General features: G+C 51.7%; 24 protein-coding genes. 10 read left to right on the plus strand and 14 right to left on the minus strand.

The annotated features are described in order from the left end of the window. Positions 1-52: 52 nt before the first annotated feature. Together ftsH and rlmE are read right to left on the minus strand one after the other, a co-directional pair. Entirely contained in the window at positions 53-1,987 is a 1,935-nt protein-coding gene (gene ftsH / locus HUZ68_RS20160; protein WP_001107467.1) for an ATP-dependent zinc metalloprotease FtsH, read from the minus strand. A gap of 99 nt (positions 1,988-2,086) precedes the next feature. Further along, complete coding sequence (gene rlmE, locus HUZ68_RS20165) at positions 2,087-2,716, minus strand: 23S rRNA (uridine(2552)-2'-O)-methyltransferase RlmE (protein ID WP_000145975.1); 630 nt, start codon at positions 2,714-2,716, stop codon at positions 2,087-2,089. Between the two features lie 125 nt (positions 2,717-2,841). On the opposite strand from rlmE, the gene yhbY reads away from it, so the two are divergent. Continuing rightward, entirely contained in the window at positions 2,842-3,135 is a 294-nt protein-coding gene (yhbY, locus tag HUZ68_RS20170) for a ribosome assembly RNA-binding protein YhbY (protein WP_001054420.1), read from the plus strand. A 155-nt stretch (positions 3,136-3,290) separates the two neighbouring features. Here yhbY and greA read toward each other — a convergent pair whose 3' ends face one another. Next, entirely contained in the window at positions 3,291-3,767 is a 477-nt protein-coding gene (greA, locus tag HUZ68_RS20175) for a transcription elongation factor GreA (RefSeq protein ID WP_001148001.1), read from the minus strand. Between the two features lie 247 nt (positions 3,768-4,014). Here greA and dacB point away from each other — a divergent pair, with 247 nt between their 5' ends. Continuing rightward, a complete protein-coding gene (gene dacB / locus HUZ68_RS20180) occupies positions 4,015-5,448 on the plus strand; it encodes a serine-type D-Ala-D-Ala carboxypeptidase (protein WP_001212619.1) in 1,434 nt (477 codons plus the stop codon). Positions 5,449-5,487: 39 nt separating this feature from the next. On the opposite strand, the gene cgtA is transcribed toward dacB, so the two are convergent. The 4 genes from cgtA to rplU all read right to left on the minus strand — a co-directional run bounded on the left by cgtA (position 5,488) and on the right by rplU (position 8,357). Next, entirely contained in the window at positions 5,488-6,660 is a 1,173-nt protein-coding gene (cgtA, locus tag HUZ68_RS20185; protein ID WP_000673561.1) for an Obg family GTPase CgtA, read from the minus strand. A 15-nt stretch (positions 6,661-6,675) separates the two neighbouring features. Beyond that, the gene (locus tag HUZ68_RS20190; RefSeq protein WP_000813037.1) at positions 6,676-7,641 is read right to left on the minus strand and encodes a DMT family transporter; all 966 of its coding nucleotides are present in this window, start codon (positions 7,639-7,641) and stop codon (positions 6,676-6,678) included. Positions 7,642-7,767: 126 nt separating this feature from the next. Continuing rightward, a complete protein-coding gene (gene rpmA / locus HUZ68_RS20195) occupies positions 7,768-8,025 on the minus strand; it encodes a 50S ribosomal protein L27 (RefSeq protein WP_000940595.1) in 258 nt (85 codons plus the stop codon). 20 nt (positions 8,026-8,045) lie between these two features. Further along, entirely contained in the window at positions 8,046-8,357 is a 312-nt protein-coding gene (rplU, locus tag HUZ68_RS20200; RefSeq protein WP_000271401.1) for a 50S ribosomal protein L21, read from the minus strand. Between the two features lie 258 nt (positions 8,358-8,615). On the opposite strand from rplU, the gene ispB reads away from it, so the two are divergent. Together ispB and sfsB are read left to right on the plus strand one after the other, a co-directional pair. Next, positions 8,616-9,587, plus strand: a complete 972-nt coding sequence (gene ispB, locus HUZ68_RS20205; RefSeq protein WP_033814980.1) for an octaprenyl diphosphate synthase — start codon at positions 8,616-8,618, stop codon at positions 9,585-9,587. A 228-nt stretch (positions 9,588-9,815) separates the two neighbouring features. After that, positions 9,816-10,094: a DNA-binding transcriptional regulator SfsB gene (gene sfsB / locus HUZ68_RS20210; protein ID WP_000445413.1), complete on the plus strand. Its 279-nt coding sequence runs from the start codon at positions 9,816-9,818 to the stop codon at positions 10,092-10,094. 47 nt (positions 10,095-10,141) lie between these two features. On the opposite strand, the gene murA is transcribed toward sfsB, so the two are convergent. From murA to mlaF, 7 genes are all read right to left on the minus strand, one after another. Beyond that, entirely contained in the window at positions 10,142-11,401 is a 1,260-nt protein-coding gene (gene murA / locus HUZ68_RS20215; protein WP_000357259.1) for a UDP-N-acetylglucosamine 1-carboxyvinyltransferase, read from the minus strand. Positions 11,402-11,455: 54 nt separating this feature from the next. Beyond that, entirely contained in the window at positions 11,456-11,710 is a 255-nt protein-coding gene (ibaG, locus tag HUZ68_RS20220; RefSeq protein ID WP_000429656.1) for a BolA family iron metabolism protein IbaG, read from the minus strand. A gap of 159 nt (positions 11,711-11,869) precedes the next feature. Continuing rightward, on the minus strand, positions 11,870-12,163 hold the full coding sequence (gene mlaB, locus HUZ68_RS20225) for a lipid asymmetry maintenance protein MlaB (protein ID WP_001325167.1): 294 nt from the start codon (positions 12,161-12,163) through the stop codon (positions 11,870-11,872). Further along, entirely contained in the window at positions 12,163-12,798 is a 636-nt protein-coding gene (gene mlaC, locus HUZ68_RS20230; RefSeq protein WP_000476484.1) for a phospholipid-binding protein MlaC, read from the minus strand. Before mlaC ends, mlaB begins: the two co-directional genes overlap by 1 nt. An 18-nt stretch (positions 12,799-12,816) precedes the next feature. After that, positions 12,817-13,368 (minus strand): outer membrane lipid asymmetry maintenance protein MlaD, encoded by a 552-nt coding sequence (gene mlaD, locus HUZ68_RS20235; protein WP_001296448.1) that lies wholly within the window; start codon positions 13,366-13,368, stop codon positions 12,817-12,819. Between the two features lie 4 nt (positions 13,369-13,372). Then, entirely contained in the window at positions 13,373-14,155 is a 783-nt protein-coding gene (gene mlaE / locus HUZ68_RS20240) for a lipid asymmetry maintenance ABC transporter permease subunit MlaE (protein WP_000925795.1), read from the minus strand. 7 nt (positions 14,156-14,162) lie between these two features. Beyond that, a complete protein-coding gene (gene mlaF / locus HUZ68_RS20245; protein WP_000438244.1) occupies positions 14,163-14,972 on the minus strand; it encodes a phospholipid ABC transporter ATP-binding protein MlaF in 810 nt (269 codons plus the stop codon). A gap of 209 nt (positions 14,973-15,181) precedes the next feature. Here mlaF and HUZ68_RS20250 point away from each other — a divergent pair, with 209 nt between their 5' ends. From HUZ68_RS20250 to lptB, 6 genes are read left to right on the plus strand one after another with little or no spacing between them, the layout of a single operon-like run. Continuing rightward, positions 15,182-16,159 carry a calcium/sodium antiporter gene (locus HUZ68_RS20250; protein WP_239593967.1) on the plus strand — a complete coding sequence of 326 codons (978 nt, stop codon included), beginning with the start codon at positions 15,182-15,184 and terminating at the stop codon, positions 16,157-16,159. A gap of 13 nt (positions 16,160-16,172) precedes the next feature. Continuing rightward, positions 16,173-17,159 (plus strand): arabinose-5-phosphate isomerase KdsD, encoded by a 987-nt coding sequence (kdsD, locus tag HUZ68_RS20255; protein WP_001295557.1) that lies wholly within the window; start codon positions 16,173-16,175, stop codon positions 17,157-17,159. A gap of 20 nt (positions 17,160-17,179) precedes the next feature. Further along, positions 17,180-17,746 (plus strand): 3-deoxy-manno-octulosonate-8-phosphatase KdsC, encoded by a 567-nt coding sequence (kdsC, locus tag HUZ68_RS20260; RefSeq protein WP_000030005.1) that lies wholly within the window; start codon positions 17,180-17,182, stop codon positions 17,744-17,746. Continuing rightward, positions 17,743-18,318, plus strand: a complete 576-nt coding sequence (gene lptC, locus HUZ68_RS20265; RefSeq protein ID WP_000030537.1) for an LPS export ABC transporter periplasmic protein LptC — start codon at positions 17,743-17,745, stop codon at positions 18,316-18,318. Before kdsC ends, lptC begins: the two co-directional genes overlap by 4 nt. Continuing rightward, positions 18,287-18,844, plus strand: coding sequence for a lipopolysaccharide ABC transporter substrate-binding protein LptA (lptA, locus tag HUZ68_RS20270; RefSeq protein ID WP_000669785.1), 558 nt, complete (start codon positions 18,287-18,289; stop codon positions 18,842-18,844). Before lptC ends, lptA begins: the two co-directional genes overlap by 32 nt. A gap of 6 nt (positions 18,845-18,850) precedes the next feature. Beyond that, entirely contained in the window at positions 18,851-19,576 is a 726-nt protein-coding gene (gene lptB, locus HUZ68_RS20275; protein WP_000224099.1) for an LPS export ABC transporter ATP-binding protein, read from the plus strand. Positions 19,577-19,578: the final 2 nt, after the last annotated feature.

Consider the following 19,578-nt stretch of genomic DNA (forward strand, 5'->3'; position numbering starts at 1 on the left):
CGGAGCACGCCCCGGGGTTTTCGGTACAAATACAGTCATCTGATGCGGGAACTTACTTGTCGCCTAACTGCTCTGACATGGTGTTACCCGGGTTCGGCGTACGCGGTTCATCAACCGGACGTGGAGCCTTTGGACTACCATTGTCGCCAGAATTGTTAGAAGCGCCTGGTTCTTCCCAGCCCGCTGGCGGACGTACATCGCGACGTGCCATCAGGTCATCAATCTGCGGTGCGTCGATAGTCTCATATTTCATGAGAGCATCTTTCATCGCATGCAGAATATCCATATTGTCGGTCAGAAGCTGACGCGCACGATTATAGTTACGTTCAATCAGTGCTTTCACTTCCTGGTCGATGATACGTGCAGTTTCATCGGACATATGTTTCGCTTTCGCTACGCTACGGCCGAGGAACACTTCACCTTCTTCTTCCGCGTACAGCAGTGGACCCAATTTCTCAGAGAAGCCCCACTGAGTCACCATGTTACGTGCCAGGTTGGTCGCAACTTTAATATCGTTGGACGCACCGGTAGAAACATGTTCCGGCCCGTAGATGATCTCTTCTGCCAGACGGCCGCCGTACAGCGTAGAAATCTGGCTTTCCAGTTTCTGACGGCTGGCGCTGATTGCGTCGCCCTCAGGCAGGAAGAAAGTCACACCCAACGCACGACCGCGTGGGATAATCGTCACTTTGTGCACCGGATCGTGCTCCGGCACCAGGCGACCGATAATCGCATGACCCGCTTCGTGGTAAGCCGTCGATTCTTTCTGCGCTTCCGTCATCACCATGGAGCGACGTTCCGCACCCATCATGATTTTGTCTTTCGCTTTCTCGAACTCAACCATCGACACAACGCGTTTGTTGCCACGAGCAGCGAACAGTGCCGCTTCGTTCACCAGGTTCGCCAGGTCAGCACCGGAGAAACCAGGAGTACCACGGGCAATGATTGCCGCGTCGATATCGGGTGCCAATGGTACGCGACGCATGTGAACCTTCAGGATCTGCTCACGACCGCGAACATCTGGCAAGCCAACCACAACCTGACGGTCGAAACGGCCAGGACGCAGCAGCGCTGGGTCGAGAACGTCCGGACGGTTAGTCGCGGCGATAACGATGATACCTTCGTTACCTTCGAAGCCATCCATCTCAACCAGCATCTGGTTCAGAGTCTGTTCACGTTCATCGTGACCACCGCCCAGACCAGCGCCACGCTGGCGGCCTACGGCGTCGATTTCATCGATAAAGATGATGCACGGTGCCGCTTTCTTCGCCTGTTCGAACATGTCACGAACACGGGATGCACCCACACCGACGAACATTTCTACGAAGTCAGAACCGGAGATAGTAAAGAACGGAACTTTCGCTTCGCCTGCAATCGCTTTCGCCAGCAGCGTTTTACCGGTACCCGGAGGACCGACCATCAGGACGCCTTTCGGGATCTTACCGCCGAGTTTCTGGAAGCGGCTCGGCTCGCGCAGATACTCAACCAGTTCAGCAACTTCTTCTTTTGCTTCGTCGCAGCCCGCAACGTCAGCAAAGGTCGTTTTGATCTGATCTTCCGTCAGCATGCGCGCTTTGCTCTTACCAAACGACATGGCACCTTTGCCACCGCCGCCCTGCATTTGACGCATGAAGAAGATCCAGACACCAATCAGCAACAGCATCGGGAACCAGGAGATGAAGATAGAAGCCAGCAGGCTTGGTTCTTCAGGCGGTTCACCGACAACCTTGACGTTCTTGGTCAACAGGTTATCCAGTAGTTTCGGATCCTGAACCGGAATGTAAGTGGTATAACGGTTACTATCTTTCTTGGTAACGTTGATTTCACGTCCGTTGATACGCGCTTCACGAACCTGGTCGTTATTGACCTCTTGTAGGAAGGTAGAGTAATCCACCTTACGGCCATTAGACTCGCTGGGCCCAAAGCTCTGGAATACTGACATCAGCACAACGGCAATGACCAGCCAGAGTATTAGGTTTTTCGCCATGTCACTCAAGGGATTAACCTCTTATTACAACTGTGTTAAAAACAGCGTCAGGATACTCTATATCCAGCATCTTTCAAACTTTCGTCTGAAATCTCCCGGTTAGGGTTTACGCCCGGTCGCTACAATATACACTTCCCGCGAACGTGCACGAGAAGAGTCCGGCTTACGAACTTTGACCTTCGTAAACAGGGAGCGAATTTCCCTTAGATACTCATCGAAACCTTCGCCCTGGAACACCTTCACTACAAAACTGCCACCTGGCGCTAATACATCACGACACATTTCTAGCGCCAGTTCCACCAGATACATGGCACGGGGGATATCCACCGCCGGTGTTCCGCTCATGTTTGGTGCCATATCGGACATGACAACCTGGACTTTGCTGTCGCCAACGCGCTCCAGCAGTGCTTTCATCACCAGTTCATCACGAAAATCGCCCTGAAGAAAGTCCACACCAACGATAGGATCCATAGGTAAAAGATCGCAAGCGATGATGCGGCCTTTGCCGCCAATTTGGGTGACCACATATTGTGACCAACCACCCGGAGCAGCACCAAGGTCGACAACCGTCATTCCCGGTTTAAAGAGTTTGTCACTTTGCTGTATTTCATCAAGTTTAAACCAGGCACGGGAACGTAACCCCTTTTTCTGTGCCTGTTGAACATATTTATCGCTAAAGTGTTCCTGAAGCCAGCGGCTGGAGCTGGCAGAACGCTTCTTACCTGTCATTTAACTTTCCCATGGGGATAACTCATCGTAACCAATTGCGTAAATTTTTACGCGCCTATTTGGTGATATATGGGAGATGGCGGTAGAATGACCCGTTTTCAATCCCAACGTAAGCAAAAAATACGATGAATCTGAGTACTAAACAAAAACAGCACCTGAAAGGTCTGGCACATCCGCTCAAGCCAGTTGTTCTGCTTGGCAGTAATGGTTTGACCGAAGGGGTGCTGGCCGAGATTGAACAAGCGTTAGAGCACCATGAACTCATCAAGGTGAAAATCGCCACCGAAGATCGCGAAACTAAAACCTTGATCGTGGAAGCTATCGTGCGCGAAACCGGCGCCTGTAATGTACAGGTCATCGGTAAAACGCTGGTGCTTTATCGCCCAACTAAAGAACGTAAAATCTCGCTGCCACGCTAAGATTATCCTAAAGTTACACACATTTGCTGTGTAAAACGAGGGGTTTTCCGCAGGCAGGAGAGCAAAATGCCACGCTCTGTTCGTTGATAAAAGGCCGCATAGCGGCCTTTTTCCTTTCTTTACAATACATCAACATCTTGAGTATTGGGTAATTCTTACAGGTATTCCACCTTAATTACTTCAAATTCTACTTCGCCGCCCGGCGTTTTGATGACCACAACATCATCTTCTTCTTTGCCGATCAGGCCACGAGCAATAGGCGAGTTTACAGAAATCAGGTTTTGTTTAAAGTCAGCTTCGTCATCGCCAACGATGCGATAAGTCTGTTCTTCGTCAGAATCCAGATTCAGCACCGTTACGGTGGCACCAAAAATAACGCGCCCATTGTTGGGCATTTTGGTGACATCAATCACCTGCGCGTTCGACAGCTTGGCTTCGATGTCTTTAATACGGCCTTCGCAGAAACCCTGCTGTTCACGAGCTGCGTGGTATTCGGCGTTTTCTTTCAGGTCGCCATGCTCACGCGCTTCCGCGATAGCAGCAATGATTTCAGGACGGCGCACAGATTTCAGAAAATCCAGCTCTTCGCGTAATTTTTCAGCGCCGCGTAAGGTCATCGGAATAGCTTGCATTTGTTATACCTCTTGAATATTCCTGATGGGGCAAGTTTTCACCCACCCCGGCTGTTCGGCCTGCCCGGCATAACTCCTCACCGGGACCAGAAGCAAAAAAATACCGACCCGGGTACAAGTCCCAGGTCAGCTACAATTCACATTTTGATAGTCATTTTACCCTGAAGTTCCCGAAGGGTCATCGTTTACTTTATAGGGCGTTGCGCCGTAGTATGACGGCTCGATTCCAGGTTGTTAGCGCGAGATTATGCGATTTTCCAGATTTATCATCGGATTGACCAGCTGTATAGCGTTCAGTGTTCAGGCCGCAAATGTTGATGAGTACATTACTCAACTCCCCGCTGGTGCCAACCTTGCCCTGATGGTGCAAAAAGTCGGCGCGTCGGCCCCCGCTATTGATTACCACAGTCAGCAGATGGCGCTGCCCGCCAGTACCCAGAAAGTGATTACTGCGCTGGCGGCGTTGATTCAACTCGGCCCCGATTTTCGTTTCACCACGACGCTTGAAACCAAAGGCAATGTGGAAAACGGCGTACTTAAGGGTGACTTAGTGGCGCGATTTGGTGCCGATCCGACGTTAAAACGTCAGGATATTCGCAATATGGTCGCGACTTTGAAAAAATCTGGCGTCAACCAAATCGATGGCAATGTGTTGATAGATACCTCCATTTTCGCCAGCCACGATAAAGCCCCCGGCTGGCCATGGAATGACATGACACAATGCTTTAGCGCTCCGCCTGCCGCCGCCATAGTTGACCGCAACTGTTTCTCCGTCTCGCTCTACAGTGCCCCAAAACCTGGTGATATGGCTTTTATACGCGTGGCATCTTATTACCCCGTTACGATGTTCAGCCAGGTACGCACCCTCCCCCGTGGTTCTGCCGAAGCGCAATACTGCGAACTGGATGTCGTACCAGGCGACCTGAACCGCTTTACGCTAACGGGATGCCTGCCGCAACGTTCTGAGCCGCTCCCGTTGGCTTTTGCCGTGCAGGATGGAGCCAGCTATGCCGGGGCAATTCTGAAAGATGAGTTAAAACAGGCAGGTATCACCTGGAGCGGAACACTGCTGCGCCAGACTCAGGTTAACGAACCTGGAACGGTAGTTGCCAGTAAACAGTCGGCCCCGCTGCACGATCTGCTTAAGATTATGCTGAAAAAGTCGGACAACATGATCGCCGATACGGTTTTCCGCATGATCGGCCATGCGCGCTTCAATGTGCCTGGAACATGGCGGGCTGGGTCGGACGCCGTGCGTCAGATCCTGCGCCAGCAAGCCGGTGTCGATATTGGAAACACCATTATTGCCGATGGTTCAGGGCTTTCGCGGCATAACCTGATTGCCCCCGCCACCATGATGCAGGTGCTGCAATACATTGCCCAACACGACAATGAACTTAACTTTATCTCCATGCTGCCGCTAGCGGGCTATGACGGCTCTTTGCAGTACCGTGCAGGTCTGCATCAGGCGGGCGTGGATGGAAAAGTCTCAGCGAAAACCGGTTCGTTGCAGGGGGTATATAACCTGGCGGGATTCATTACCACAGCGAGCGGGCAACGAATGGCGTTTGTACAATATCTTTCTGGCTATGCAGTAGAACCGGCGGATCAGCGTAATCGCCGTATTCCGTTAGTGCGTTTTGAAAGCCGTTTGTATAAAGATATTTATCAGAACAATTAGTCAAAAAGAAACCCCGGCACATGGCCGGGGTTTTGCTGATTAACGCTTGTAAATGAACTCAACGCCTTCTTCGTCGTCTTCGTCCCAGTCGTCATCCCAGTCCTCATCATCCTCTTCAGCAATCTCTTCAAGCTGCTGGCGATGATAATCATCCCACATGAATTCGACTTTCTCTGGCTGTTTCGCTTCTTCAGCCTGCACGACCGGGTTTTCAATGATAAAGGTCATCACATCCCAGCAGAGATCTTTCACGCCCAGTCCACTCGCCGCAGAGATCAGATAATATTTATCTTCCCAGCCCAGCGCTTCAGCGATCGCTTTCGCTTTCTCTTCGGCTTCTGCCTTATCCAGCAGATCGATCTTATTGAACACTAACCAACGCGGTTTCGCCGCCAGATCCTGGCTGTATTTTTCCAGCTCGCTGATAATAATACGCGCGTTTTCAACCGGATCGGTGCCGTCAATCGGATCGATATCGATGAGGTGCAACAGGACGCGGCAACGTTCCAGGTGCTTCAGGAAGCGAATGCCCAGACCTGCGCCTTCCGCAGCGCCTTCAATCAGTCCTGGAATATCGGCAACAACGAAGCTCTTTTCGTTGTCCATTCGTACCACACCCAGACTTGGCACCAGAGTGGTAAACGGATAATCCGCCACTTTCGGTTTAGCCGCCGATACCGCACGAATAAAGGTCGATTTACCCGCGTTTGGCATCCCCAACATACCGACGTCAGCCAGCAGCATCAGCTCCAGCAGCAGCTCACGCTTATCGCCCGGCGTACCGTTAGTTTTCTGCCGTGGTGTACGGTTAACTGACGATTTGAAACGGGTATTGCCCAGACCGTGCCAGCCGCCCTTAGCAACCAGCAGACGCTGACCGTGTTTGGTCATATCGCCCATGGTTTCACCAGTACCCTGGTCGATAACACGCGTACCTACCGGCACTTTAATTGTGACGTCTTTACCGCGCTTACCGGTACAGTCGCGGCTTGCGCCATTCTGACCGCGCTCTGCACGGAAAGATTTTTCAAAACGATAATCGATAAGCGTGTTCAGGTTCTCGTCGGCTTCCATCCATACGTCACCACCATCACCGCCATCGCCGCCATCCGGGCCGCCTTTCGGAATATACTTTTCGCGGCGGAAGCTCACGCAACCATTACCGCCATCACCTGCAACGACCAGAATCGATGCTTCATCAACAAACTTCATTTTATTCTCCGTAAATCATTCGCCTGCGCGGGGTTGCGATACCACCGTTGTATGCTTACGTAATCCGCCCCAAATACGATGACCAATGGCGGAATACATCGCGCCCGCAACCACGACAAACGCACCGAGATAACCTAAAAGGTTTAACATCGGTCTGGCGAAGAAATCGGGCCAGGCCAGTGATAAAAGATCTGAAAAAAACAGCGTAAACAGTGGGGTGAGCGTGATGATCGCGCTCACCTGCGCTGCCTGCCAGCGAGCCATCGCTTCCGCCAGGGCGCCATATCCTACCAAGGTATTCAGTCCGCAAAAAATTAAACATGCGAGCTGCCAGTGGCTAAGCTGCGCTATCACTCCAGGCTTTGCCAGAGGGAAGAGCGCGATTGTACATAAAGTGTACAGTAAAAACAGGATCTGCGGTGAGGCCAGCCGACGCAATAAAACCTTTTGCGCCACGCCATAACTCACCCAAACCGTCGCCGCACCGACCCCAAAGATAACTCCCCAGGTGTAATCGGTGAGCTTTGTAAATATCTCGACCAGACTGGTGTTAAAAAACATCACCAGGCCGCTCAGGAGCATCAATGCCCCTACAACCTGAGTGCTGCGCATTTTCTCTTTCAGGATAAATACGCTGGCAACCATCATGCCAACTGGCGAGAGTTGCCCAATCACCTGCGAAGCGGTCGGACTCAGGTATTGCAAGGATGAGCTGAACAGGATGAAGTTCCCAAACAGCCCGGCGGTCGCCACTGCCAACAAAATCAACCAGCGTGGCTTACGAAACACGCGTAATGGCGGCAACCTCTTCTTCACCGCAAGAATGGCACCCAGGCCAATACTCGCCATCAAGAAACGGTAAAACACGATTGTCGGAGGTTCCATCACCTCCAGCACCTGCTTCATTGCAATTGGCAACGCCCCCCAGCAAATTGCTGTGGTGAGCGCCAAAAGAATGCCAATGCCTGCCTGCTGCTTCATACCGTATTCCCTGCAAAGCGCATTTGCGGATTAACGTCGCACCATGCGCATTTTTACCGGTTATCGAATGTAAAAAGCCCCGCAACGTGTTGCGGGGCTTTCATCCGTTACCGGGACGCGAAAAACTTATTCAGCTTCGATGCTGATAAATTTACGGTTTTTCGGGCCTTTAACTTCGAATTTCACTTTACCGTCTGCTTTAGCAAACAGAGTGTGGTCACGACCGCAACCTACGTTAGCGCCAGCGTGGAATTTGGTACCACGTTGACGAACGATGATGCTACCCGCCAGAACGGATTCGCCACCGAAACGCTTAACGCCCAGGCGTTTAGCTTCTGAATCGCGACCGTTACGTGTGGAGCCGCCAGCCTTTTTATGTGCCATTTGAAATCTCTCCTCAGGTCTTAGGCGCTGATGCCAGTAATTTTCACATCAGTGAACCACTGACGATGGCCCTGCTGCTTACGATAGTGTTTACGACGACGAAACTTAACGATTTTAACTTTCTCGCCACGACCGTGAGCAACAACTTCAGCTTTGATTACGCCGCCATCAACGAAAGGAACGCCGATTTTGACTTCTTCACCGTTTGCGATCATCAGCACTTCAGCGAACTCAACAGTTTCGCCAGTTGCGATGTCCAGCTTTTCCAGGCGAACGGTCTGACCTTCGCTTACTCGGTGTTGTTTACCACCACTTTGGAAAACCGCGTACATATAAAACTCCGCTTCCGCGCACACCTTTTCAATGATTCAGAGTGCGCTATAAATATTCACAATAGGGCGCGAATATTACGCAAAACGCACGCCTTTGACAAGTGCTACAGTCAATACACGAAGAAAAAAAACACAACTTGTACGGTAACGTTTATCTGTGCCATTTTTTCAGTACAATCACCCTATATTCCTAACCATAAACCCTAAGTTGCCTTTGTTCACAGTAAGGTAATCGGGGCGAAAAGCCCGGCTTTTGCGATGAATTTAGAAAAAATCAATGAGTTAACCGCGCAAGATATGGCGGGTGTTAATGCGGCAATCCTTGAGCAGCTTAATTCCGACGTCCAACTGATCAATCAGTTAGGCTATTACATCGTCAGCGGCGGCGGTAAACGTATTCGTCCGATGATTGCTGTACTGGCTGCACGAGCTGTTGGCTATGAGGGAAATGCGCATGTCACCATTGCTGCCCTGATCGAGTTTATCCACACGGCGACTCTGCTACATGACGACGTTGTGGATGAATCAGATATGCGCAGGGGTAAAGCTACCGCCAACGCCGCATTTGGCAATGCCGCCAGCGTGCTGGTAGGCGATTTTATTTATACCCGCGCTTTCCAGATGATGACCAGCCTCGGTTCGCTCAAAGTGCTGGAAGTCATGTCAGAAGCCGTAAACGTCATCGCAGAAGGTGAAGTTCTGCAACTGATGAACGTTAACGATCCGGACATCACTGAAGATAACTACATGCGCGTTATCTATAGCAAAACCGCGCGTCTGTTTGAGGCTGCCGCGCAGTGTTCCGGGATTCTGGCTGGCTGTACGCCGGAGGAGGAGAAAGGCCTGCAGGATTATGGGCGCTATCTCGGCACTGCTTTCCAGTTGATCGACGATTTACTCGATTACAATGCCGATGGCGAACAGTTAGGTAAAAACGTCGGCGACGATCTGAACGAAGGTAAACCGACGCTGCCGCTGCTGCATGCGATGCATCATGGCACACCAGAACAGGCACAGATGATCCGTACCGCCATCGAACAGGGTAACGGTCGCCATCTTCTGGAACCGGTTCTGGAAGCAATGAACGCTTGTGGATCTCTTGAATGGACGCGTCAGCGCGCCGAGGAAGAAGCAGACAAAGCCATCGCAGCGTTACAGGTGCTCCCGGACACCCCTTGGCGAGAAGCACTCATCGGCCTCGCGCACATCGCTGTTCAACGCGATCGTTAATCCCCTCCCCTCATCCCGCGCAGTGCGCGGGATGATTCCAGTAAACTCCATAAGAATACCTATTCAGCGTAATAATGCACTGAAAAACCAGTGTATACATCTTTATATATTCTGAATATTCACACTCTTTACAGGAACTTTTTAGAGCAATCGGCCATCAGGAGTATAGTGATGCTCGACAGAAGAAGTGTTCTGAATGAAAGCGACTAACTTAAGGAGTGAGGAAAGATGGAAAGTAATTTCATTGACTGGCATCCCGCTGACATCATTGCGGGTTTGCGCAAGAAGGGAACGTCAATGGCGGCGGAGTCTCGCAGAAATGGTTTGAGTTCCTCAACGCTGGCGAACGCATTATCGCGCCCATGGCCGAAAGGAGAGATGATTATTGCGAAGGCCCTGGGAACTGACCCCTGGGTTATCTGGCCATCACGCTACCATGATCCGCAGACCCATGAGTTTATCGACAGAACGCAGTTGATGCGTAGCTACACTAAACCGAAAAAATGAGTGGTCTGGCGGTAGCCCCGCGAACGGGGCTGCCAGCTTTCAGACGATTACTCGCCTTTCACACGCTCAATATTTGCACCTAAAGCGCGCAGTTTGTCTTCAATGCGTTCGTAGCCACGATCGATGTGATAAATACGATCAACCACCGTCGTCCCTTCCGCAATACAGCCAGCCAGCACCAGGCTTGCTGATGCACGCAGATCGGTTGCCATAACCTGTGCGCCAGAAAGTTTTTCAACACCGTGACAAATAACGGTATTGCTTTCGATTTCGGCGTGTGCGCCCATACGGCTCAGCTCTGGCACATGCATAAAGCGGTTTTCAAAGACCGTTTCGGTGATGAATCCGGTCCCTTCAGCCACCAGGTTCAACAGCGTGAACTGGGCCTGCATATCGGTCGGGAATGCCGGATGCGGCGCGGTACGTACGTTAACAGCCTTCGGACGTTTGCCATGCATATCCAGGCTAATCCAGTCTTCGCCGACTTCGATGTCCGCTCCAGCATCACGCAGTTTCGCCAGCACGGCGTCGAGAGTATCTGGCTGCGCGTTACGGCAGATAATTTTGCCGCGAGAAATCGCCGCCGCCACCAGGAAAGTACCGGTTTCGATACGATCCGGTAGCACGCGATAGACACCGCCGCCTAAACGTTCCACACCTTCGATGACGATACGATCGGTGCCCTGACCGCTAATTTTCGCACCCAGCGTAATCAGGAAGTTCGCGGTATCGACGATTTCCGGTTCACGCGCTGCGTTTTCAATAATCGTGGTGCCTTCCGCCAGGGTTGCAGCACACATGATGGTCACCGTTGCGCCAACGCTGACTTTATCCATCACGATATGTGCGCCTTTCAGACGACCATCGACGGAAGCTTTAACGTAACCTTCTTCCAGTTTGATGGTCGCGCCTAATTGTTCGAGGCCAGAAATGTGTAGATCAACCGGACGCGCACCGATCGTACAACCGCCAGGTAGTGAAACTTGCCCCTGACCAAAGCGCGCTACCAGCGGCCCCAGTGCCCAGATAGAAGCACGCATGGTTTTAACCAGATCGTAAGGTGCGCAGAATACATTAACGTCGCGGGCATCAATATGCACAGAACCATTACGTTCTACTTTCGCACCCAGCTGGCTTAGCAGCTTCATTGATGTATCGACGTCTTTCAGTTTCGGGACGTTCTGGATCTCTACCGGTTCTTCCGCCAGTAGAGCGGCAAAAAGGATAGGCAGAGCAGCATTTTTAGCGCCGGAAATTGTGACTTCGCCCTGGAGCTTCGTTGGCCCCTGAACACGAAATTTATCCATTTAGTTTGTTCTCAGTTAACAATTCATATCCGCTACCGGCGAATCGCCCATAGCTCAAAAGCCGTTCAGTTTGCGATCGCGCGCCCACTCCGCAGGGGTATACGCTTTGATCGACACAGCATGAATGCGGTTATCCGCAATATATTCCATCAGCGGACCATAGACCGTCTGCTGTTTTTTAACCCGACTCATGCCGTCAAACAACTCACCCACGGCAATAACCTGAAAGTGGCTGCCATCGCCGGAAACGTGGACTTCCTGGAGGGAGAGAGCGTTCATCAACACGCTCTGAATTTCATTATTTTCCATGGGATCTTCAATCATCAGTTAATAAACCAGCGAAACATCTTAGAGCAAAGTTGCGCTGGCATAAATAAGCAAAAAGCCTCGCTGATAAATCAGACAAGGCTCGACTTGCAGGCAGGTTTGCCGGACAGGCGGTTAACGCCATATCCGGCCTGAAAAAATTTAACGAGGCAGCACATCAGCAGGCAAATTATACAATTTCGCCAGGGTATACACTTTGTCGTTTACCCCCTGAAGCGTCACATTGTTGCCCTGCTTTTTCGCCAGATCGATAAGATGGAGCAGCAGTGCCAGTCCCCCCGTATCCACGCGGGACACACGGCTAAGATCGATGCAGGTAACCCCCTTCACCGCTTCCTCACGCATTTCCCAAAGCGGTAGCAGAACGTCCTGATCCAGCTCTCCGGATAACGCCAGCGTGTCACCCGTCTGCATCCAGCTCAGTGACTCGCTCATTATTTTTTCTCTTCCAGAGTGATTTTCTGTTGAGAAATCGATTTCAGTTGCGCAGTCAGGCCGTCGATACCTTTGGTACGCAGCAGCGTTCCCCACTCGTTTTGTTTGGTGGTGATCATACTGACGCCTTCAGCAATCATGTCGTAAGCCTGCCAGTTGCCCGTCTGGGAGTTTTTACGCCACTGGAAGTCCAGACGCACCGGCGGGCGGCCATTCGGGTCAATAATGGTAACGCGAATAGGCACAATGGTTTTATCACCCAGCGGCTGTTCTGGCGCAATCTGATAGGTTTGACCGTGATACATCGCCAGCGCCTGACCGTAAGCCTGCTTCAGGTACTCACGGAAAGCGGCAAAGTAAGCATCACGCTGGGCGGGAGTCGCACTCTTGTAATACTGGCCCAGCACCAGCGCACCGGCGTATTTCACCTGTACGTATGGCAGCAGTTCCTGATCAACAATGGTACGCAGATAATCCGGGTTGGCCCGAATTTGCGGTTGCTCATTCTTCAGGCGATCGAACGTTTTCTGCGCCGCCTCGTCCATCAGCTTATACGGATTGGTCTGGTCTGCCGCGGTTGCCGCACTCAGCGGTGCAATCACCAGCAAAGCGACCATCATTAAACGTTTAAACATGCGTCGGTTCTCCTGAAATTATTTCGTTGTACCCACAGGTTCAGTGGTTTCATTATTACCTGGCGCAGCAGCTGGCGCATCGCCACTATTCTTATTGTCATCGCCTTTACTACCGTAAAGGAACTGACCAATGAGATCTTCCAGCACCATCGCAGACTTGGTGTCCTGAATTGTATCGCCATCCTTCAGGATAGCAGTCCCCAGTTCCGGGTCTTCAAAACCGACGTTTAATGCCAGATATTGTTCTCCCAGCAGGCCGGAAGTACGAATGCTCAGCGAACTGGTATCAGGAATGTGGTTATAACGTTGTTCAATTTCCAGCGTTACGCGTGGCAGATAGGTTTTCGGGTCCAGCGTAATATCCGCCACCCGGCCCACAACAACACCACCAATGCTGACCGGAGAGCGCGCTTTCAGGCCGCCAATGTTATCGAACGTCGCATAAAGCGTGTAGGTCGGTTCAGTACGTATTGACGTCACGTTCGCCGCCTTCAGGCAAACAAACAGCGCCGCCAGCAGTGCTGCTAATAAAAAGATACCCACCCAAATTTCATTTTTTTTCGTTTGCATGAACTCAATTCCCAAACATCAATGCGGTCAGCACAAAATCCAGCCCCAGAACAGCCAGAGACGAGTGGACAACGGTGCGAGTGGTTGCCCGGCTAATCCCGGCAGACGTCGGGATGGCATCGTAGCCGTTAAACAACGAAATCCACGTCACCGTGATGGCGAACACCACGCTCTTAATCAGACAGTTGACCAGATCCATACGCCAGTCGACGGCATTTTGCATTGCCGACCAGAAGAACCCGCTATCAATGCCTTTCCAACTGACGCCGACCAGCGATCCGCCCCAGATCCCCACGGCGACGAAAATAACCGTCAACAGTGGTAATGAAATAACCCCAGCCCAGAAACGGGGAGAAATAACCCGACGCAGCGGATCCACCGCCATCATCTCCATACTGGAGAGTTGCTCTGTAGCGCGCATCAGGCCGATTTCTGCGGTTAGCGCCGAACCAGCACGCCCGGCAAACAACAACGCGGCAACCACCGGCCCCAGTTCACGCAGTAGCGATAACGCCACCAGCATACCCAGACTGGTTTCCGCACTATAAGTGGTCAGAACCAGATAACCTTGCAGCCCCAACACCATTCCGATGAACACGCCAGAAACTACAATAATCAGCATCGACAGGACGCCGACATTATAGAGCTGGCGCACCAGCAGCGGCGCATGTTTGCGAAATTCCGGTTTGCCGACCAGCGCATTGAATAACATTAACCCGGCCCGCCCGAACGTTCTCAGGGTTTTAATCCCTTTATGTCCGAGCGACGCCAGCGCATTTAACAGCATGAGTGGCTTAACTCCCTGGTAAAAGATCAGCGTGATAATCGCCGGCAGGATAGCGGAACGGAACAGGCCCGTCAGCTATCCCGTCCAGAAACTGACGTACGCGCGGATCAGGATTCGCCTGCAACGCCTTGGCACTGCCATGAGCGACAATTTTTTTGTCCGCCAGGATCCAGGCGTGATCCGCAATACTTAACACTTCCGGCACATCGTGAGAAACCACCACACAAGTCACGCCCAGCGCGCTGTTCAGCTCAGAAATCAGCTTCACCAGTACGCCCATGGTAATGGGATCTTGCCCAACAAAGGGCTCATCAAACATGATGAGATCCGGCTCCAGCGCAATCGCACGCGCCAGCGCTGCACGCCGCGCCATCCCACCGGAAAGTTCAGAAGGCATTAGTTTAGCCGCTCCACGCAGCCCCACGGCCTCCAGCTTCATCATCACCGTACTATGTAACAATGGCGCGGGAAGTTGGGTATGTTCGCGCAGTGGATAGGCGACGTTGTCAAATACGTTCATATCAGTGAACAACGCCCCGGACTGAAATAACATGCTCATCCGTTTGCGCACTGTATACAGGCGCGAACGAGACATCGCCGGAATATTCTCACCATCGAAAAGGATCTCACCATGATCTGGTGCGATTTGCCCGCCAATCAGACGGAGTAGCGTCGTTTTACCGATGCCCGATGGCCCCATGATCGCCGTGATCTTCCCTCGCGGCACGGTCAGGGAAATATTATCGAAGATGCAGCGATTGCCACGCGTAAAACTGACATCGCGCATATCGACTAAATTCGCCACAGACTGCTCCATAATTCACCCTTCGTCTTGCGTTGATTTTCTAAGCATGGCGCTCAATTTAACCTTGAACCCAACATATTTACAGAATATTACCCGCCGTGGTTAGCGAAAGCTGGCATTTGTTTTACTTTTTAGCCGCATAAAGTCAAAATTAAGAATCCGTTACGGCTTTCTGAAAATCTTCAGCGGACCGGCGAGTATACCTGAAGAAAGGACGTTAGATGCTTTTAGCTACGGCACTGTTAATTGTTGGTTTACTTTTGGTCGTTTACAGTGCCGATCGCCTGGTTTTTGCCGCGTCTATTCTTTGCCGAACCTTTGGCATCCCGCCGCTGATCATCGGCATGACGGTGGTCAGTATTGGTACATCGTTACCAGAAATCATCGTCTCGCTTGCCGCGTCTCTGCACGAACAACGCGATTTAGCCGTTGGTACAGCCCTCGGCTCAAACATTATCAATATATTGCTGATCCTCGGTCTGGCTGCGCTGGTTCGTCCTTTTACCGTCCATTCTGATGTTCTACGCCGTGAATTACCCTTAATGTTGTTGGTCAGCGTGGTGGCCGGTTCCGTACTCTATGACGGACAACTTAGTCGCAGCGATGGTATCTTTCTCCTCTTTCTGGCTGTGCTATGGCTGCTGTTCATTGTTAAACTTGCACGTCAGGCTGAACGTCAGGGGACTGACAGCCTGACCAGAGAGCAGCTTGCAGAGCTGCCGCGTGACGGCGGATTGCCCGTCGCGTTTTTATGGCTCGGCATTGCGCTTATCATCATGCCAGTGGCCACGCGGATGGTGGTTGATAACGCCACGGTGCTGGCGAATTACTTTGCCATCAGCAAGTTGACGATGGGTCTGACGGCAATTGCTATCGGAACCAGCCTGCCGGAACTGGCAACCGCAATAGCGGGGGTTCGCAAAGGTGAAAACGACATTGCTGTCGGAAATATCATTGGCGCAAACATTTTTAATATTGTCATCGTGTTGGGTTTACCCGCGCTGATAACGCCAGGAGAGATTGATCCACTGGCGTACAGTCGTGACTACAGCGTGATGTTGCTGGTGAGCATTATTTTTGCGTTGCTGTGCTGGCGGCGCTCCCCGCAACCGGGCCGTGGTGTAGGGGTATTATTAACTGGCGGATTTATCGTATGGCTGGCGATGTTGTACTGGTTATCGCCAATACTCGTTGAATAACTGGAAACGCATTATGTCGCACGTAGAGTTACAACCGGGTTTTGACTTTCAGCAAGCAGGTAAAGAAGTCCTGGCGATTGAACGTGAATGCCTGGCGGAGCTTGATCAATACATCAATCAGAATTTCACGCTTGCCTGTGAAAAGATGTTCTGGTGTAAAGGGAAAGTTGTCGTCATGGGGATGGGGAAATCGGGGCACATCGGGCGCAAAATGGCCGCAACGTTTGCCAGCACCGGTACACCTTCATTTTTCGTCCATCCTGGTGAAGCCGCGCATGGTGATTTAGGCATGGTCACCCCACAGGATGTGGTGATTGCTATCTCTAACTCAGGTGAATCCAGCGAAATCACTGCCTTAATTCCAGTGCTTAAGCGTCTTCACGTACCGTTAATCTGCATCACCGGTCGCCCGGAGAGCAGCATGGCGCGCGCCGCAGATGTGCATCTGTGTGTTAAAGTAGCGAAAGAAGCCTGTCCGTTAGGGCTGGCACCGACCAGCAGCACCACCGCCACGCTGGTTATGGGCGATGCCCTCGCTGTCGCGCTGTTAAAAGCACGCGGCTTTACTGCTGAAGATTTTGCGCTCTCACACCCAGGCGGCGCACTGGGTCGTAAACTTCTGCTGCGCGTAAACGATATTATGCATACGGGCGATGAGATCCCGCATGTTAAGAAAACGGCCAGTCTGCGTGACGCGTTACTGGAAGTTACCCGCAAAAATCTTGGTATGACTGTCATTTGCGATGACAATATGATGATTGAAGGCATCTTTACCGACGGTGATTTACGCCGTGTCTTCGATATGGGCGTGGATGTTCGTCAGTTAAGTATTGCCGATGTGATGACGCCGGGGGGAATACGCGTGCGCCCTGGCATTCTGGCCGTTGAGGCACTGAACTTAATGCAGTCCCGCCATATCACCTCCGTGATGGTTGCCGATGGCGACCATTTACTCGGTGTGTTACATATGCATGATTTACTGCGTGCAGGCGTAGTGTAAAGATTCAAGGATAAACAACAATGAGCAAAGCAGGTGCGTCGCTTGCGACCTGTTACGGCCCTGTCAGCGCCGACGTTATAGCAAAAGCAGAGAACATTCGTCTGCTAATCCTCGACGTTGATGGCGTACTGTCAGATGGCCTGATTTATATGGGCAATAACGGCGAAGAGCTGAAAGCGTTCAATGTTCGTGACGGTTATGGCATTCGTTGTGCGCTCACCTCTGATATTGAAGTCGCTATCATTACCGGGCGAAAGGCTAAACTGGTAGAAGATCGTTGTGCCACATTGGGGATCACTCACTTGTATCAGGGGCAGTCAAACAAACTGATCGCCTTTAGCGATCTGCTGGAAAAATTGGCGATTGCCCCGGAAAATGTGGCTTATGTCGGCGATGATCTCATCGACTGGCCGGTAATGGAAAAAGTAGGTTTAAGCGTCGCCGTGGCCGATGCGCATCCACTGTTGATCCCGCGCGCCGATTACGTGACGCGCATTGCTGGCGGTCGTGGCGCAGTGCGCGAAGTTTGCGACTTATTACTCCTGGCGCAGGGCAAACTGGATGAAGCCAAAGGGCAATCGATATGAGTAAAGCCAGACGTTGGGTTATCATTGTGCTATCACTGGCGGTTCTGGTGATGATCGGCATTAATATGGCCGAAAAAGACGATACCGCCCAGGTGGTCGTCAACAACAATGATCCCACCTATAAAAGCGAGCATACGGACACGCTCGTCTATAACCCAGAAGGGGCGCTAAGCTATCGATTGATTGCTCAACACGTTGAATATTATTCCGATCAGGCCGTTTCGTGGTTTACGCAGCCGGTACTTACCACGTTTGATAAGGATAAAATCCCGACATGGTCCGTAAAAGCAGATAAAGCCAAGCTGACCAATGACCGGATGCTCTATTTATATGGACACGTTGAAGTCAACGCACTCGTGCCGGACTCTCAACTTCGCAGAATCACGACGGATAACGCGCAGATCAATCTGGTGACGCAGGATGTTACCTCTGAAGACCTCGTCACGTTATACGGAACAACATTTAACTCCAGCGGTCTGAAAATGCGCGGCAACTTACGCAGCAAGAACGCCGAGCTGATTGAAAAGGTTAGAACATCCTATGAAATTCAAAACAAACAAACTCAGCCTTAATCTTGTGCTTGCCAGCTCACTTCTGGCCGCCAGCATTCCGGCATTTGCCGTAACCGGAGACACTGATCAGCCGATCCACATTGAATCGGACCAGCAATCTCTTGATATGCAAGGCAACGTGGTTACCTTTACCGGTAATGTCATCGTCACCCAGGGCACCATCAAAATTAATGCCGACAAAGTGGTCGTTACCCGTCCGGGCGGCGAACAAGGTAAAGAAGTGATTGACGGCTACGGTAAACCGGCAACGTTCTACCAGATGCAGGACAACGGTAAACCCGTTGAAGGTCACGCTTCCCAGATGCACTACGAACTGGCAAAAGATTTTGTCGTTCTGACGGGTAATGCTTATCTGCAGCAGGTCGATAGCAACATTAAGGGCGATAAGATCACTTACCTGGTGAAAGAGCAGAAAATGCAGGCTTTCAGCGACAAAGGCAAGCGTGTAACCACCGTTCTGGTGCCGTCGCAGCTGCAGGACAAAAACAACAAAGGCCAGACCCCGGCACAGAAGAAGGGTAATTAATTCGTTATGGCAACATTAACTGCAAAGAACCTTGCAAAAGCCTATAAAGGCCGTCGCGTGGTAGAAGACGTCAGCCTGACCGTCAACTCCGGGGAAATTGTCGGTCTGCTGGGGCCAAACGGTGCCGGTAAGACCACCACTTTCTATATGGTTGTTGGCATTGTGCCGCGCGATGCGGGCAACATCATTATTGATGATGACGATATCAGTCTGCTGCCTCTGCATGCACGCGCGCGCCGCGGTATCGGCTATCTGCCACAGGAAGCCTCCATTTTCCGTCGCCTCAGCGTTTACGATAACCTGATGGCGGTACTGCAAATTCGTGACGACTTGTCTGCTGAACAACGTGAAGACCGCGCGAACGAGCTGATGGAAGAGTTTCACATTGAGCACCTGCGTGACAGCATGGGGCAGTCACTCTCCGGGGGTGAACGTCGCCGTGTAGAAATTGCCCGCGCACTGGCTGCGAATCCGAAATTTATTCTGCTCGACGAACCGTTTGCCGGGGTTGACCCGATCTCGGTTATCGACATTAAACGCATCATTGAGCACCTGCGCGACAGCGGCCTGGGCGTGCTGATCACTGACCACAACGTGCGTGAAACACTGGCGGTTTGTGAACGCGCTTATATCGTCAGTCAGGGGCATTTGATCGCCCACGGCACGCCTACAGAAATCTTACAAGACGAACACGTTAAGCGTGTATACCTTGGGGAAGACTTCAGACTCTGATA

This window comes from Shigella dysenteriae (assembly GCF_022354085.1).
GTDB classification, from domain to species: domain Bacteria; phylum Pseudomonadota; class Gammaproteobacteria; order Enterobacterales; family Enterobacteriaceae; genus Escherichia; species Escherichia coli.

What these genes read in the sequence shown, in the direction of transcription:
- ftsH (WP_001107467.1), bottom strand. Translation starts at nt 1,987, where the DNA reads ATGGCGAAAAACCTAATACTCTGGCTGGTCATTGCCGTTGTGCTGATG.
- rlmE (WP_000145975.1), bottom strand. Translation starts at nt 2,716, where the DNA reads ATGACAGGTAAGAAGCGTTCTGCCAGCTCCAGCCGCTGGCTTCAGGAA.
- yhbY (WP_001054420.1), top strand. Translation starts at nt 2,842, where the DNA reads ATGAATCTGAGTACTAAACAAAAACAGCACCTGAAAGGTCTGGCACAT.
- greA (WP_001148001.1), bottom strand. Translation starts at nt 3,767, where the DNA reads ATGCAAGCTATTCCGATGACCTTACGCGGCGCTGAAAAATTACGCGAA.
- dacB (WP_001212619.1), top strand. Translation starts at nt 4,015, where the DNA reads ATGCGATTTTCCAGATTTATCATCGGATTGACCAGCTGTATAGCGTTC.
- cgtA (WP_000673561.1), bottom strand. Translation starts at nt 6,660, where the DNA reads ATGAAGTTTGTTGATGAAGCATCGATTCTGGTCGTTGCAGGTGATGGC.
- HUZ68_RS20190 (WP_000813037.1), bottom strand. Translation starts at nt 7,641, where the DNA reads ATGAAGCAGCAGGCAGGCATTGGCATTCTTTTGGCGCTCACCACAGCA.
- rpmA (WP_000940595.1), bottom strand. Translation starts at nt 8,025, where the DNA reads ATGGCACATAAAAAGGCTGGCGGCTCCACACGTAACGGTCGCGATTCA.
- rplU (WP_000271401.1), bottom strand. Translation starts at nt 8,357, where the DNA reads ATGTACGCGGTTTTCCAAAGTGGTGGTAAACAACACCGAGTAAGCGAA.
- ispB (WP_033814980.1), top strand. Translation starts at nt 8,616, where the DNA reads ATGAATTTAGAAAAAATCAATGAGTTAACCGCGCAAGATATGGCGGGT.
- sfsB (WP_000445413.1), top strand. Translation starts at nt 9,816, where the DNA reads ATGGAAAGTAATTTCATTGACTGGCATCCCGCTGACATCATTGCGGGT.
- murA (WP_000357259.1), bottom strand. Translation starts at nt 11,401, where the DNA reads ATGGATAAATTTCGTGTTCAGGGGCCAACGAAGCTCCAGGGCGAAGTC.
- ibaG (WP_000429656.1), bottom strand. Translation starts at nt 11,710, where the DNA reads ATGGAAAATAATGAAATTCAGAGCGTGTTGATGAACGCTCTCTCCCTC.
- mlaB (WP_001325167.1), bottom strand. Translation starts at nt 12,163, where the DNA reads ATGAGCGAGTCACTGAGCTGGATGCAGACGGGTGACACGCTGGCGTTA.
- mlaC (WP_000476484.1), bottom strand. Translation starts at nt 12,798, where the DNA reads ATGTTTAAACGTTTAATGATGGTCGCTTTGCTGGTGATTGCACCGCTG.
- mlaD (WP_001296448.1), bottom strand. Translation starts at nt 13,368, where the DNA reads ATGCAAACGAAAAAAAATGAAATTTGGGTGGGTATCTTTTTATTAGCA.
- mlaE (WP_000925795.1), bottom strand. Translation starts at nt 14,155, where the DNA reads ATGCTGTTAAATGCGCTGGCGTCGCTCGGACATAAAGGGATTAAAACC.
- mlaF (WP_000438244.1), bottom strand. Translation starts at nt 14,972, where the DNA reads ATGGAGCAGTCTGTGGCGAATTTAGTCGATATGCGCGATGTCAGTTTT.
- HUZ68_RS20250 (WP_239593967.1), top strand. Translation starts at nt 15,182, where the DNA reads ATGCTTTTAGCTACGGCACTGTTAATTGTTGGTTTACTTTTGGTCGTT.
- kdsD (WP_001295557.1), top strand. Translation starts at nt 16,173, where the DNA reads ATGTCGCACGTAGAGTTACAACCGGGTTTTGACTTTCAGCAAGCAGGT.
- kdsC (WP_000030005.1), top strand. Translation starts at nt 17,180, where the DNA reads ATGAGCAAAGCAGGTGCGTCGCTTGCGACCTGTTACGGCCCTGTCAGC.
- lptC (WP_000030537.1), top strand. Translation starts at nt 17,743, where the DNA reads ATGAGTAAAGCCAGACGTTGGGTTATCATTGTGCTATCACTGGCGGTT.
- lptA (WP_000669785.1), top strand. Translation starts at nt 18,287, where the DNA reads ATGAAATTCAAAACAAACAAACTCAGCCTTAATCTTGTGCTTGCCAGC.
- lptB (WP_000224099.1), top strand. Translation starts at nt 18,851, where the DNA reads ATGGCAACATTAACTGCAAAGAACCTTGCAAAAGCCTATAAAGGCCGT.